The sequence below is a fragment of the candidate division KSB1 bacterium genome (assembly GCA_024655945.1).
Lineage (GTDB): Bacteria > Zhuqueibacterota > Zhuqueibacteria > JANLFK01 > Oleimicrobiaceae > Oleimicrobium.
The window spans coordinates 333,425-347,715 of sequence record JANLFK010000001.1 but is presented as its reverse complement, the minus strand read 5'-3'; the positions used below and the strand labels follow the sequence as shown (position 1 = coordinate 347,715).

The window sequence follows — 14,291 nt, the reverse complement described above, 5'->3', positions numbered from 1 at the left end:
TCTCCTTTGGTGAAACTATCCAGCTATGCATCGAAGGCGTCTGCACCGGAGCGGTTGAGGTTTTCCCGATCCAGCGCCCAGCGCAGTGGGTTGGTCAGGATATATTCCCGGATGCGGTGCAGCGATTCCTCGCTGCGGATCATGTGCTCGTAATAGTTGCGTAGCCAAAGACGCCCACGAAATGGTGTCCACCCGAAATGTCTGACGCCATCAATGTACCGTTTGGTCGTCATCGTTTTGAACCGGTGCACCCCATCCGGCAATGACAACGTAGGGACAACCCCCCGTGGTTGCCCCGTGTCCCGGGGCAGGCAGAGGGGCCTGCCCCTACGAGGATGATAATGCCGTGGATGTGGTTGGGCATGACGACGAATGCGTCTATGTCCACACCCCGATAATGATGGGGCATATCGTGCCACACCCCATGCACCATCCGGCCCGCGTCGTTTAATCGCATCTCCCCATCGACGATCTCGCCAAAGAGGTACGCACGATCTTGTATGCAAATCGTCACAAAATACGCCCCGGGCTGGCTATAATCGTAGCCCTTGAGCCGAATGGTGCGACGGTGGTGGCGTTCTGGGTCAAAGGCCATCGTACCCTCCATCCAACGCTACCACCCTCATCACCTCGTTCCCCCGAAAATCAATCACCTTCACCGCGATCCGCCCGTGCTCGCCGGCCTGGAAGGGGAAGGAGATGGTGCCACGCATCTTCTCAAACGCTTCTGGGTCAATCTGCGCCTTCAGCGCCCGCTGGAGTTTGTCCCAGGCGTCTGGATCGCCGGGAAAGAAGGCCTGGGCGATCTTGAAGGTCTTGCCGTCGTAGTCGGTGTCCAGGAACCAGGCGGCGACATCCTCGCCGCGGGTAGACTGTGCCTCACCCGTCAGCGGGTCGTAAACGTCTACGCCTCGCAGCTCCACCACATAGGTGCCGTCCTTCCGCTTCTCCACCCGCACATCCGGCTGGCCGAAGACGGTGAAGATCTGGCTGGCGCGGGTGGTCTTGAGGAGAGCGCCCACCAGGACGTCCGGCGCGATGTTGGCAAAATGCACCTGAAGTCCCGCCACCGGCGCCTTCTGGATGAGCGCCTGCGCCTCCGGGTCGAAGGCGAAGCCAGCGAAGATGAGCATCTGGTAACCGTTCATCTTGGCCGCAGGGATCGCCTCCTGCACTTGGTGAGCGATGACCGGCCCGTGCTGGGGTCCGAAACTGACGGCCACGCGGTGGGCCTTGCCGTTCTGCCTGGATTCAGCTTCCGCGTGGAGGTAACCCAGATTCAGCGGGCGGAGGTTCTGGAGCTCCAGCCGCTTGCCGCCGGGGAAGAGCACCCCGCCCTGCTGCTTGAGCAGGTTGATCATGGTGGTCAGATAATCTCCGCCCCGGTCGGAGACACGGACCTGGGCCTCTTCGGTCTCAAACTGCGGGATGGGCGCCTGGGTGGGGTCCTCCACCGCCGGCACGGGGATGGCCTCCACCGTGAACGGGCCAGAAACCCGCACTACACCCCGCACGACCTTCGGACGGTCGTAGAGCACCTCCTGCGGGGCGTTGCGCTGGATGCTCTCGTCAATCTCCCGGCGCTTCCGGCGCTTGAGCTCCCAGAAGCGGCACAGGGCGTTTTGGGCCTCTTCGGGCCAGTCCTCCGGCGGCATCGGGTCGGGCACCTCGCCCAGGCTCTCCCAACGGTGCCCGGTCAAGCGATAGACCGTCTCCAGGAGCGGTTCTGCCTCCTTCTCGGCACCCAGCTTCCCGGAGCGCTTCAGGGCAAGGAGCTTCTGGTATGCCTCCTGGCCTTCCCCCGGCCAAACCGGATGGGGCACCTCTCGCGGCACCTCCCATTCGCGCAATCTCGTGAATTCATCTGGGGCGTGGCCGGCCCCGGGGGGGCGACCCGCCGGGTCGCCCCTACGTGTTCCGTGTGTTGAATTACCCCAACGAGGGCATCATTCAAATCTGCCAGCGCCTGGTCAATCTGCGGTTGATATTCGGCGGCGATGGCGTCAATCTCGGTGTTTTTGGCAATGGACTCCAGGGTGATGTGCGGCACGGTCTCGTAGATGAGGCCGCCGGCAGGACCGCGCTCGGGCTCGCGCAGTTCGTAGTAGTCGAACTTCGCGGTCATGAGCCGCTGGCGGGCGATGGCCAAGGCCACGCGGGAGGTGTCGCAGGTGATCCAGCGCCGGCCCCACTTCTCGGCACAGTAGGCGGTGGTGTCGGAGCCGCAGGTGGAGTCGAAGACCAGGTCGCCCGGGTCGGTGGTCATCAGGATGCAACGCTCGACAACCTTCGTGTTGGTCTGGACGGCGTAGACCATATCCTCAGCACCCATTGTGTCGTCCCAGACATTGGTCAATGACGACACAGGGTAGTCATCCAAGTACCTGACATACCTGGGAGTCTTGCCAGCAACCCATATCCGGTCTGCGGCTTTCAGCCGTGCTATACCCTCGTTACTGGTTGACCAATGTCTATTTAGAGGAGGTGCGAAGGTTAGCCCGTCAAGTTCAAATTCAAACGCACCGGCTTGGGTAGCCTCAGCCGAGTGTAAAGCAGTAGGCTGAAAAGATTTGGAGCCGTGTGGCACGCTCCTGCCTAATTCATAGCGAGTGCGTTGGCCATCGGGCAACTCTACATAGCGATACTGCGCGGCTGTTCCCGACGTATCCTCAGACAAGAACACAGGATTGAATTTTAGTTGTTCCTTGTTCTTAGCATACCAGAGGAGGTAATCAGATATAGAATCAATCGTTCTCGAGACCAAGCTACCCGTCTTCCTAAACGCCACCACCGCCAAAGTTCTCCCGTCCGAACACCTCGTCCAGCAGACACCGCACCAGGTGCAGGTTCTCGTCGTTGATCTGAACGAAGATGGAGCCGGACTCGTGGAGGAGCTCGCGGGCCAGGAGCAGGCGGTCCCGCAGGTAGGTCAGGTAGGAGTGGATGCCGAGCTTCCAGGTGTCCCGGTAGGCCTTGATCTGCTCCGGTTCGTGGGTGAGGCCCTCGTCCTTGTCCTTCACGTCCCGCCGGTCGATTCGGGGCTGGAAGTTGGAGGCATACTTGATGCCGTAGGGCGGGTCCACGTAAATCATCTGCACCTTGCCCGCCATGCCTTCTTTGACCAGGAGCGAGTTCATCACTAGGAGGGAATCGCCCAGGATGAGGCGGTTGGCCCAGTCTACCTCATGCCGATAAAACTCAATCTGCTGATCTGCGGGCAGCGGCGTCTCGCCGAACAGCTCAAGCTGCGGCGGCTGGGGCCGACGGACAGCATCCAGGATCGCACGCGCCGAAATCCGCTCGTGAATGTGTAGCGACACAACATCCACATCGAACCCGGTATGCTCGGGTTTGCCCGCCCAGACCAGTTGCGGGTCGAGGTGGGGGTCGTAGGCATAGGTGGTGGTGCGGCGTTCACGCACCTCGTAGGTGGGCGCAATGCCTGCAGGGGGGTTGTTCGTACGCCGCGCCTGCCCGTGGCGAAAGTCCTGCACCCCGTCGTCCCCTGCTGCTGGAGTCCTTCTCCGCGGCATGTGTCGGCCCTCTCTCGGTCTTTTCCCTGTGTCCACGCTTGCGTCCTGGATCGTCAGAGGCAGATGAGGCCTCACTCCGCCCTTTCTCTTTGCCTCCTGGATCACTTCTCTAAACACGCGCATGAAGTTGCCGCCCCAGATTTTGGCAATGTCCTCCTCCGAATACCCCCGCTTGAGGAGCTCAAGGGTGATGTTGGGCATCTCCGAGACGTCGTCGCAGCCAATCACGCCACCTCCGCCGTCAAAGTCGGTGCCGATGCCCACATGGTCGATGCCCACCAACTTCACCACGTGGTCGATGTGGTCCACCACGTCCTGCACGGTCGCCTTGGGCTCGGGATACTGGGCGTCCAGGGCTTCCCAGTCCTGGCGGAGTTGCTCACGCAGCTTTTCGTCCCTAATTTGGCCCCATGAGCCATACTTTTCCCGCAGCTTGCGCAAGGCTGCCTCCCGCTCCGGACTGGGCGGCGTCTCCTTGACGTAGGCGCTCAGGATGCACAGCTGCATCACCCCGCCTTTTTGCGCCAATTTGACCAGCATGTCATCGCTCAGATTGCGCGGGTTGTTGCACAGGGCGCGAGCACAGGAGTGCGAGGCAATCACCGGAGCCCTGCTCACCTCGAGGACATCGTAGAAAGCATCGTCGGAAATGTGCGAGACATCGACCATCATGCCCAGGCGATTCATCTCCGCCACCACCTGCTTGCCGAATTCGCTGAGTCCGTGGTGCTCCGGCCCGTTGCGATCGGTGGAAGAGTCGCAGATGTCGTTGTTGGCGGTGTGGCACAGGGTGATGTAGCGCGCCCCGAGGTCGTAGTACTTCTTGATGAGCGACAGGTCCTTGCCGATGGCATAGCCGTTTTCGATGCCGATGTAGATGGCCCGCTTGCCTGCCTTCTCCAGGCGGTAGGCATCGTCGGGGGTGGTTGCCAATTCGGCCATCTCTGGGTAGCGGGCGCAGACGGCGTGAATTGCCTCGAAAAGCTGCAAGGCGCGTTCCTGCGCCTTGGCGTACCCCTCGGGCGTCCTCGGACCTTGGGCCACGAACACGGCAAAGAACTCCGCGTCAAGGCCGCCCTCTTTCATGCGCGGCAGGTCGATCTTGCCACTCCCTCGGCTGCCTGGCTGGTGGCGTTGCCCCACGTCCCAGTTGCCACGCAGCAGGTTGAGGGGTGTGTCGCAGTGGGTGTCGATGGTCAAGACGCGCTCGTGAATCAACCTCGCCCTGGCCTTGATGTCCTCCTGGGGAAGCAGTGCTTGGCTCCACCCGAGCATGGCCGCTATCGTGGCGACGTGAACGGCCAGAATTCCCTTTCCCATGAGCAGTCTCCTCGTGTTTCTGAGCCCTTGGCCTCAGGTGAGGTCAAAGGGACCCTGTATTGGCGGGCCTGTTCATTGCAGGCCTCCGCCGTTGCGCGGTCAATAGCTTAACCATTTTGCGGCACAAAATCAAGGGGAAAATCCGCCGTGCTTGGCAGTTCGCCCGTGCCAAGGGCAGAGCTGCGAAGGGCGATACGGGGTGGGCGGAGGCACGTACCACACTACCGCGAGCCTTTGGGCACGAAAAAGGAAGAGAATGAGGCATGACGCCATGCCGTCGCCGGCCGAGGGCACGATCCAGGTGGGCCCACAATGCTCTGGGAAAACTCCTTGCTATTTAGCCTGGAATGTGTTACAATTGCCGCAAACAAGGAGCGCAACACGCGAGGTCGGAGGAGTGTGTGAAAGTGGTAGACTTGCGCAGCGACACAGTGACCAAGCCCACACCTGGCATGCGCGAGGCGATGGCTCGCGCCGAGGTGGGCGATGACGTGTTTGGCGAAGACCCCACGGTCAACCGACTGCAGGAGGTGGTGGCCGAGCTCCTGGGCAAAGAGGCGGCGCTGTTCGTGCCTAGCGGCACGATGAGCAACCAGATTGCCATCAAGTGCCACACGCAGCCGGGCGACGAGGTGATCCTTGAGGCTGACAGCCACAGCTTTCACTACGAGGGCGGCGGGCCGGCGATGCTCTCCGGCGTGCAGCTCCACCCCATCCCTGGCGTGCGGGGGGTGATCAGCGCGGCGCAGGTGGCAGGGGCGGTGCGTCCCGGCGACCACCACTATCCGTGCAGCAGGCTGGTGTGCATCGAGAACACCCACAACAGGGCAGGGGGGACCATTTTCCCCCTGCGGACCATCCGTGAGATTCGGGAGGTGGCGGACCGCTCCGGGCTGCGCATGCACCTGGACGGTGCCCGCCTGTGGAACGCGGCAGTGGCCAGCGGCATTAAGGAGCGCGAGTTTGCGGCGCCCTTCGATTCGGTCTCGGTGTGCCTCTCTAAGGGGCTGGGTGCCCCGGTGGGCTCGCTCATCGTCGGGTCGCGAGAGCTCATCGAGCTGGCGCATCGTTATCGGAAGGTATTCGGTGGAGGGATGCGCCAGGTGGGTATCATGGCCGCCGCGGGGTTGTACGCTCTTGCCCACCACCGCGAGCGCCTGGCCGATGACCATCGGCGCGCGCGACGACTGGCCGAGGCCTTGGCGGAAATGCCCGGCGCCGCAGTGGATTTGGCAAGCGTCCAGACCAACATGGTTTTCGTCGACGTGGGCGCTTCCGGGCTGAGTGCGGCTGAGGTGGTGGTCAAGGTGCGTGAGCACGGTGTCCTGTGTCTAGCCCTCGGCCCCTCCGTCATTCGTCTGGTCACCCATCTCGATGTGGACGACGAAGGCATTGACTTAGCCATCGCTGCCTTCAAGGCGGTGCTGAAGAAGAAGAGAAGCTGAAGAGGCGCGGCCGTTCCTTTGCCGGAGAAAGCCAGCAGGCCGCTCTTTGCCTGCCTTGTGGCCGGAAACGTGCAATGGCTCACACCTGTTGCGCAGTGGGAAGAAGCCGGGACCTCCGCCTCGCAGTGCACGCGTCTGGCTGAGAGGGCTCGCTCGCCTGTGAGCGACGGCGCGCAGCATGGACTGGGGGTCCTGACTTATGTAGGCCCTCAGCCTGAACGTCCTGGCACCTGGACGAGACATTTTGGGCCATGCTGTTCACCGTCGTTCCGCCCCGCGCCACAGGGATAGCCTCGGACTGCCTTTTCCCCTTCGCTTGTGGGTAAGCCTGCGTGCATGGCCACCCGCTTGCCATTTTCCGCTTGCAACTTAGTCGGCAAATTGCTATACTTGGCAACGTTGCGTGCCGTCAGGCAACTTCTGACCCATGGATGCGTCGAGGCAGAGCGTGAAGGCATTTTCCTATCAGACCCGCAAAGGTGAGATTCGCGTTGGCGTGGAGACCGAGGAGGGGCGCTTCAACTTCACCCATGCGTGGGAGATGTACAAGGACCTCAAGGCCAAGGGGCGCGGTCCCGATTTTCACTTCTTGCAGCTGATGGTGGAGCTGGACTTTTTCAGTGGCGAGACGTTCCGCGAAGTGCTGGCCACCCTGCGTCGCATCCGTCCGCTCGACGACCTGTGCCTGGATAATGCAATTCGCTTTCAGGTGCCCATAGCGCGCCCGCAGAAGATCCTGTGCATCGGGCGCAACTTCAAGGCGCATGCCGAGGAGTGGGGTGCCCAGGTGCCGGAAGAACCCATCTTTTTCGCAAAAATGCCATCAGCGCTCCTGCCGCACGAGGGGACGATTGTGTTGCCGCCAGGAGTGGGTCGGGTTGACCACGAGCTGGAGCTGGCCGTGGTCATTGGCAAAGGAGGCAAGAATATCCCGGCATCGGCCGCGTGGGACTATGTAGCCGGTTACACCATTGCCAACGACGTGACCGCGCGCGATCTGCAGCGCCGCGACATGGAGGCCAAGCGTCCATGGTTGCGCTCCAAGAGCTTTGATACCTTTTGTCCCATCGGCCCCTACCTGGTGCCAAGGGACGAGATGCCCGCCATCCAGCAGGCGCACATGGAGTTGCGCGTCAACGGCCAGACGCGGCAGCAGAGCACCGTGGGCATGATGGTCTTTTCCATCCCGGAGTTGGTGAGCTACGTCTCCCGCTACATGACGCTTTCCCCTGGGGATATCCTCTGCACTGGAACGCCGGAGGGCACCTTGCCTCTGCAAGCCGGCGACATCGTCGAGGCGGCCATCGAAGGGTTGGGCGTATTGCGCAATCGAGTGGCTGCCGGTGAACAGAGAGGCTCCGCATGACCGTGCACTGGATCGATTGGACGCTGGTCATCGCCTACTTCGTCTTTGTCACGGCTATCGGCCTCCGCTACCGGGACAGGGCGGGAAGCAGCATGGCGGACTTTTTCGTCTCCGGAAGAAGTCTCCCCTGGTGGCTGGCTGGCACCTCCATGGTGGCGACCAGCTTTGCCTCGGACACGCCGTTGGCGGTCACCGGCTTGGTGGCTCGTAATGGCATCGCCGGCAACTGGCTGTGGTGGAACTTTGTGATGAGCGGCATGCTCACCGTCTTTTTCTACGCGCGCCTCTGGCGTCGGGTGGGGGTGCTCACCGACGTGGAGTTCACCGAGGTTCGCTACGCCGGCAGGCCTGCGGCCATTCTCCGCGCCTTCCGTGCCCTGTACTTGGCAGTCCCCATCAACTGCATTGTTATCGGCTGGGTCACGTTGGCCATGGCCAAGATCCTGGGCATCTGTCTTGGCGTCGACCGCTGGGTGGCAGTGGGCATCTGCGTGGCTCTCACGGTTCTCTATTCGACAATGTCCGGCCTCTGGGGCGTGGTCATCACCGACTTTGTGCAGTTCGGCCTGGCCATGGGGGGAACCATTGCCTTAGCGTTTTTCGCCTTGCACGAGGTAGGAGGGATGTCCGGCCTCACCCAGAAGTTGGCGGCGCAGTACGGGGCTGAGCACGCTCTGCTCGATTTTTTCCCGAGGGTTGGCTCGGCATGGATGCCCATGTCCGCCTTCCTGGTCTACATTGGCGTGCAGTGGTGGGCGGCGTGGTACCCGGGCGCTGAGCCAGGGGGTGGCGGCTCGGTCGCACAGCGCATGCTTTCCACGAGAGACGAGAAGCACGCTCTGCTGGCCACACTGTGGTTCAACGTGGCCCACTACGCGTTGCGGCCTTGGCCGTGGATCATCGTGGCGTTGGTTTCGATGGTGCTCTTTCCCGGACTTGCCGACAAAGAAGCCGGGTATGTGCACGTTATGGTGCGCGTGCTCCCAGTTGGCTTCAGAGGGCTGCTGCTGATGGCATTTGGCGCTGCCTTCATGTCCACGATCAGCACGGCCATCAACTGGGGCGCGAGCTACATCGTCAACGATTTCTACCGGCGCTTCCTCAAACCCGAGGCAAGCGAGCGGCACTATGTACTCGTGTCGCGCGGGGCGACGGTGTTGATGATGGTCATCGCCGCAGTGATTACCAGCTTTATGGATACCGTCTCCGGTGCCTGGCGCGTGCTGCTCGCCATAGGCGCCGGCACCGGCGGCGTCTACATCCTGCGCTGGTTCTGGTGGCGGATCAACGCCTGGTCAGAGATTTCGGCCATGGTCGCCTCGTTGGCAGTGGCGCTGGTGTTGCAGCTGGGATTTGGTCTCAACGCTGACCAGCCCCAGGACTTTGCGGTGCTGATGCTCCTCACGGTGGCCTGTTCGACGATAGTGTGGGTGACCGTGACGCTGCTGACGCCCCCGGTGGACGAGAAGAGGCTTGTGGCCTTTTACCAAAAGGCAAGGCCGGGTGGCCCTCTTTGGGGCCCCATTCGCCACAAGCTGGGCAACCCGGGGCCGGCAGAGCCGCTCTGGCGCGACTTTGTGGATTGGCTCGCCGGCTGTGCGCTGGTTTACACAGCCCTTTTCGGCATCGGCAAGTTGATACTCGGGCACACTACCGTTGGTCTGCTTCTGGTGGCGGCCAGTCTCGGGGCGGCAGTACTGCTCTACCGTGACCTGCAGCGCCGGGGCTTCGCGGCGGTAGCGCGTTAGGAACTTGTGAGTGGCGAGAGAGTCATGACCAAGAGTTGGGGACCAGACTTTGAGCGGCTGCGTAGAACGCTGTTTGGCGGACAGGCGGATCGCGTGCCGCTGCTGGAGCTGGCCATCGACCTGGGCGTGATGGGCGGCTACATAGGGCGCAAGGTGGAGACGCTCAAGGATCAGGTGGACTTTTTCGTGGCGGCCGGCTACGACTATATCCGCCTTGCTCCGATCGTGGACTTTAACCCGGCGAAGATCCAACCTAAGGAGGGGTTGCGCCAGAGCTCCGCCTCGCAGAGCGATCGCGAGCGCACTTGGAGTGCCGAGGGTGCCGGCGTCATCACCACCATGGAAGAGTTCGAGCGCTACCGCTGGCCGCGCCCGGAGGAAATCGATTACCGCAACTTCGAGCTCGTGCAGAAGCTCCTCCCGGACGGCATGAAGATTATCGGCCAGTATGGGGACATCTTCACCATGGTCTGGGAGCGGATGGGCTTTGAGACTTTTTCCTACGCGCTCATCGAGAACCCAGAGCTGGTGGCGCGACTCTTCGACACCATTGGCGGGATTGTGTACGGGATGTTCGCCACCATGGCGGATATCCCCAATGTCGGGGCCTTGTTCTACAGCGACGACATCGCTTTCTACTCTGGGCTGCTCTGTTCCCCAGGCGTATTGCGGACCTATCTTTTCCCCTGGATGCGCAAGATCGCCGACCTATGCCGCCAGCGACAGATGCCGTTCATCTACCACACGGACGGCCGCCTCTGGGAGGTGATGGATGACCTCATTGAGCGTGGTGTGAATGCCCTGCAGCCCATCGAGCCGAAAGCCATGGACATTCGCGAGGTGAAGGCGCGCTATGGGCATCGTCTCTGCCTGGTGGGCAATGTGGACGTCGACCTCCTGGCGCGCGGCACACCGGAGGAGGTGGCCAAGGTCACGCGGGAGCTCATTCGCGACGTCGGACCAGGCGGCGGCTATTGCGTCGGCTCCGGCAACACCGTGCCCAACTATGTGCCGGTGGAAAACTTCGCGGCGATGGTGGAGACTGTGCACAAGTTTGGTCGCTATCCGCTGGAGGCATAGGGGTAGCGATGCGGGTGGCTTTCGTGCAGATGGATTGCCTCTTCGGCCGGCGAGAGGAGAACCTCGCCAAAGCTGAAGCGCTCATCTCCGCGCACGAGGCGGACCTTTTTGTCCTGCCGGAGCTCTTTTCCTCTGGCTATCTCTTTCGCAGCCGCCAGGAGGTGGTTGCCGCCGCCGAGCAGGTTCCCTCTGGGCCTACGGTTCGCATGCTGGCGACGCTGGCGGCACGCAAGCGGTGCCACATCGTGGCAGGAGTGGCAGAAGCGGCAGCGGACAAAGTTTACAATTCCGCGGTTCTGGTGGGGCCACAGGGGGTTGTTGCTCTGTACCGCAAGACTCATCTCTTTTCTGAAGAGGCTTTGTGGTTTGCGCCCGGCGATACCGGTTTCGTCGCCGCCGACATCGGCCAGGCGCGCCTCGGGCTGATGATCTGCTTCGACTGGATCTTTCCGGAGGCGGCAAGGACCCTTGCCCTCAAAGGGGCGGACATCCTCTGCCATCCCTCAAACCTGGTCTTCCCGTACTGCCAGAAGGCGATGACCACGAGGGCGCTGGAGAATGGGGTCTATGCCATCACCGCCAACCGCATCGGCGTGGAGGAGCGCGACGGCGTGCGCCTCCGGTTCACGGGCGGCAGTCAGGTTGTTGACCCGCGCGGCCAGCTGCTCCTCGCCGCCGATGACATCGCAGAAACGGTGGGGGTCGTTGACATCGACCCGAACGCAGCACGGGACAAGCTGCTCACCCCCAGAAACGACCTCCTCGCCGACCGGCGCCCCGAACTCTACGAACTGGGCGGACGTGCACATGGTCTTCGCTAGCATCAAACGATTGGCAAAGCATTCGGCAGTCTACGGAGTGGGCTACATCATCTCGAGGTTTATGGCCTTTCTCCTCTTGCCCCTGTACACGCATTTCCTCACGCGGGAGGAAATGGGTGTCACTACCATCATGTTCACCTACCTTGCCATCTTCACGATCCTCTACACCTACGGGCTGAACTCGGCTTTCTTGCGTTTCTACATCATGGAGGAGACCGAGCCGGGCAAGAAGCGGATTTTCTCCACCGCTTTTCTGACCCTGCTGGCGAGCAGTTTTTGCTTCTCTTTGGTTCTCTACCTTGCGGCCAATCCCGTGGCAACGCTGCTCTTTAGTGCTGAGTCAAGAGCCACCGGCGTGCCGGTGGACACGGTGGTCCGCTACGGGGCAATGATTCTTTTTTGCGACTCGTTGGCCATTTTGCCTTTCCTCGTGCTCCGGGCTGAGGAACGCTCCGGGCGCTTTGTGCTTTTCAAGTCATTCAATGTCCTGGTGAACATCCTTCTCAATGTGGTGTTGGTTGCCAAGATGGGCCGCAAGGTGGAGGGGATCTTCTTAGCCAATGTCCTTTCCTCTGCGTTCACCTTGGCAGTGCTCATGCCTTTAGTGGTGAGCAGGATGCGGCTCACTTTTTCGCGCAGTGACCTGCGGGACTTGTTGGCCTTTGGCCTGCCCTACATGCCGTCCACGCTCTCGGTGGTGATTTTGGACACCATCGACCGGCCCCTGCTTGAGCGTCTGGCCGGCGTGGACGTAGCCGGCCTCTATGGCGCAGGGGCGCGCATCGCTATTGTCATGAACCTGCTGGTTTCCGCGTTCAGCTTTGCCTGGCACCCCTTCTTTCTGTCCACGGTCAAGGAGGAGAACGCCAAGGAGATTTTCTCCAAGGTACTGACCTACGTGATGGTGGTGTGCCTGGGCGTCTTCCTGCTTGTGTCCCTTTTCATCGATCATCTGCTGCGCGTCAAGATCAGGGGCATTACGCTTTTCGGCAAGGAGTTCTGGGAGTGCACCACGGTAGTCCCGGTTCTGATGCTCGCCTACATCCCGTATGCCGCGCACGTTAACTTTCTCATCGGCATCTACCTTGAGAAAAGGACGGGTTACCTGCCGCTGTCAACAGGCTTGGGGATGGCGGCCAATCTTGCGGCTAACTTCCTGCTCATCCCGCTGATGGGCATGATGGGTGCCGCTTGGGCGCGGGTCATTGCCTACACGGTCATGGCGGCGGTGCTCTACCCGATTGGCCAACATCTCTACCCTGTGTCGTACGAGTTTGGCAGAGTCGCTAAGCTGGGCGCGGTGGTTGCCGTCATCTTTCTTGCCGGCACGCGGGTTCATGTGCCCTGGGGATTTGCCTTCCACCTGGTGCTCATGGCATTGTTCCCCGTGCTGCTGAAGGTAGTTGGCTTTTTCGACCCGCGGGAAGTGGCCAAGGTTCGTTCCCTTTTTGGAGGCGCAGGTCGTGGCGCGCCTGGTGTTGGTGAACCAGTGGGTTGAAGGGATTAGCAACAACAAGCCCCCGTTAGGCCTGGGCTACCTCGTTTCCTACCTGAAGCGCTACTTAGGCTTCGCGGACGTGGAGGTAGTCAATACCGGGGCCGGTGTGTTCGAACAGATTCGTGCTGCCCGCCCGGAGCTGGTCGGCTTCACCGCCTACTCTGCCAACTATGCTGCCGTCCTGCGCTTGGTGCGGCGGGTCAAAGACGAACTGGGCGTGGTGACCCTCATGGGCGGTCCGCACCTGACCGCCCTGCCGCAGAGCCTGGACCCCTGCGTGGACGTGGGCGTGATCGGCGAAGGGGAGCAGACGCTGCTGGAGCTGACGCGCCTGTACCTGGACAGGGGTAGACTCGCAGCGGCGGACCTGGCCTCGATTGCAGGGATTGCCTTCCATGCAGATGGCGGGGTGCGGGTCACTGCACCGCGCGCCCCGATCTTTCCCCTCGACGCTATTCCCATGCCGGACCGCGAGGCGCTGCACATCGAGCGCTTCCTGAAGCCAAGCCCCATCCTCATGAACAACGAATACCTGCGGGGCACGACGATGCTGACCTCACGCGGCTGCCCATTCAAGTGCATCTACTGCCATGTGGCAGCCAAGTGGGGGCGGCCGCGCTTCCATTCCGCCGAGCGCGTTGCCGAGGAGGTGGAGCTGCTGGTCAAGCGCTACGGCGTGCAGGGGATCTACATTGCCGATGACCTTTTCACCGCCAATCCGACGCGCGTGCAGCACATCATCGCCGGCCTTGACGAGCGCGGCGTGCTGGGCAAGGTGCGCTTCTTCGCCGACCTGCGCGCCAACTTGGTCAACGACCGGCTGATGGCCTTGCTGCGCGAGATGGGAGTGGTGAAAATCTCCCTGGGTCTGGAGTCCGGGTCGGACAGGGTGCTCGCCTATCTGAAAAGGGGCGACGTCACCGTGGCCCAGAACCGGGAAGCGGTGGCTATTGCCAATCGGCATGGCATCGGCTGCTACTGCTGCTTCATGCTCGGCGCGCCCAATGAGACGCGCGAGGATATCCGGTTGACTCAGGAGCTCATCAAAGAGATTCTGGACGCCCACCCGCAGAACTTCTGCCAAGTCTCGGTAACCACGCCGCTCCCGGGCACAGGGCTGTGGGAGTACGCGGTCGCGCGCGGGATCATCAGCACCCCGGTGGATTGGCGACAGTTCAGCCTGAACCCGGAGCTGAGCCTGCAGCCGGACTTTTACGTGAACGAAGAGATCCCCTTTGCCGAGTTCCAGAAGTTGGTGCGGCAGACCGTGGAGATCGCCGGCAGCCGTCGTTTGCCGGGCATTCTGCGGAACCTCTCGGCGCACTATGTGCTCCAGGCGCTGCGGCGACCCAGGCTGGCGACGCGCATCGTGCTCGACTACCTCAAGCACCATTAGCAGTGCGGCGAAACGGAAGGGGAGCCGCGGTGGCCACAGAGGCTGCAGCGAGCGGCTCATTGGCCAGAGGCCGCGGTCATCACC

At 61.9% G+C, this 14,291-nt stretch carries 10 protein-coding genes and 1 pseudogene; 7 read left to right on the top strand and 4 right to left on the bottom strand.

All coding sequences use genetic code 11. The features are described from left to right. Window positions 1–23: 23 nt before the first annotated feature. The 4 genes and pseudogenes from NUW13_01470 to NUW13_01455 all read right to left on the bottom strand — a co-directional run bounded on the left by NUW13_01470 (window position 24) and on the right by NUW13_01455 (window position 4,853). Window positions 24–595 (bottom strand): annotated as a pseudogene (locus NUW13_01470) (transposase). Continuing rightward, window positions 585–1,823, bottom strand: coding sequence for a hypothetical protein (locus NUW13_01465; GenBank protein ID MCR4437697.1), 1,239 nt, complete (start codon window positions 1,821–1,823; stop codon window positions 585–587). The pseudogene NUW13_01470 and the gene NUW13_01465 overlap by 11 nt, the downstream one beginning before the upstream one ends. After that, complete coding sequence (locus NUW13_01460) at window positions 1,763–2,788, bottom strand: site-specific DNA-methyltransferase (protein MCR4437696.1); 1,026 nt, start codon at window positions 2,786–2,788, stop codon at window positions 1,763–1,765. Before NUW13_01460 ends, NUW13_01465 begins: the two co-directional genes overlap by 61 nt. Continuing rightward, window positions 2,778–4,853, bottom strand: coding sequence for a membrane dipeptidase (locus NUW13_01455; GenBank protein ID MCR4437695.1), 2,076 nt, complete (start codon window positions 4,851–4,853; stop codon window positions 2,778–2,780). Before NUW13_01455 ends, NUW13_01460 begins: the two co-directional genes overlap by 11 nt. A gap of 401 nt (window positions 4,854–5,254) precedes the next feature. Between NUW13_01455 and ltaE the strand changes: the two genes are divergently transcribed. The 7 genes from ltaE to NUW13_01420 all read left to right on the top strand — a co-directional run bounded on the left by ltaE (window position 5,255) and on the right by NUW13_01420 (window position 14,207). Next, window positions 5,255–6,298, top strand: a complete 1,044-nt coding sequence (ltaE, locus tag NUW13_01450) for a low-specificity L-threonine aldolase (protein ID MCR4437694.1) — start codon at window positions 5,255–5,257, stop codon at window positions 6,296–6,298. 448 nt (window positions 6,299–6,746) lie between these two features. Next, window positions 6,747–7,664, top strand: a complete 918-nt coding sequence (locus NUW13_01445) for a fumarylacetoacetate hydrolase family protein (GenBank protein ID MCR4437693.1) — start codon at window positions 6,747–6,749, stop codon at window positions 7,662–7,664. Then, a complete protein-coding gene (locus tag NUW13_01440; GenBank protein MCR4437692.1) occupies window positions 7,661–9,412 on the top strand; it encodes a Na+:solute symporter in 1,752 nt (583 codons plus the stop codon). Before NUW13_01445 ends, NUW13_01440 begins: the two co-directional genes overlap by 4 nt. 24 nt (window positions 9,413–9,436) lie before the next feature. Beyond that, window positions 9,437–10,492 carry a uroporphyrinogen decarboxylase family protein gene (locus NUW13_01435; GenBank protein MCR4437691.1) on the top strand — a complete coding sequence of 352 codons (1,056 nt, stop codon included), beginning with the start codon at window positions 9,437–9,439 and terminating at the stop codon, window positions 10,490–10,492. An 8-nt stretch (window positions 10,493–10,500) separates the two neighbouring features. After that, window positions 10,501–11,313 carry an acyltransferase gene (locus NUW13_01430; GenBank protein MCR4437690.1) on the top strand — a complete coding sequence of 271 codons (813 nt, stop codon included), beginning with the start codon at window positions 10,501–10,503 and terminating at the stop codon, window positions 11,311–11,313. Continuing rightward, the gene (locus NUW13_01425; GenBank protein MCR4437689.1) at window positions 11,300–12,811 is read left to right on the top strand and encodes an oligosaccharide flippase family protein; all 1,512 of its coding nucleotides are present in this window, start codon (window positions 11,300–11,302) and stop codon (window positions 12,809–12,811) included. The genes NUW13_01430 and NUW13_01425 overlap by 14 nt, the downstream gene beginning before the upstream one ends. Beyond that, window positions 12,777–14,207 carry a B12-binding domain-containing radical SAM protein gene (locus NUW13_01420; protein ID MCR4437688.1) on the top strand — a complete coding sequence of 477 codons (1,431 nt, stop codon included), beginning with the start codon at window positions 12,777–12,779 and terminating at the stop codon, window positions 14,205–14,207. The genes NUW13_01425 and NUW13_01420 overlap by 35 nt, the downstream gene beginning before the upstream one ends. Window positions 14,208–14,291: the final 84 nt, after the last annotated feature.

Excerpts from the sequence above, each read along its gene's own strand:
- NUW13_01440 (MCR4437692.1), top strand. The coding sequence starts at position 7,661 with ATGACCGTGCACTGGATCGATTGGACGCTGGTCATCGCCTACTTCGTC.
- NUW13_01435 (MCR4437691.1), top strand. The coding sequence starts at position 9,437 with ATGACCAAGAGTTGGGGACCAGACTTTGAGCGGCTGCGTAGAACGCTG.
- NUW13_01455 (MCR4437695.1), bottom strand. The coding sequence starts at position 4,853 with ATGGGAAAGGGAATTCTGGCCGTTCACGTCGCCACGATAGCGGCCATG.
- NUW13_01425 (MCR4437689.1), top strand. The coding sequence starts at position 11,300 with ATGGTCTTCGCTAGCATCAAACGATTGGCAAAGCATTCGGCAGTCTAC.
- NUW13_01430 (MCR4437690.1), top strand. The coding sequence starts at position 10,501 with ATGCGGGTGGCTTTCGTGCAGATGGATTGCCTCTTCGGCCGGCGAGAG.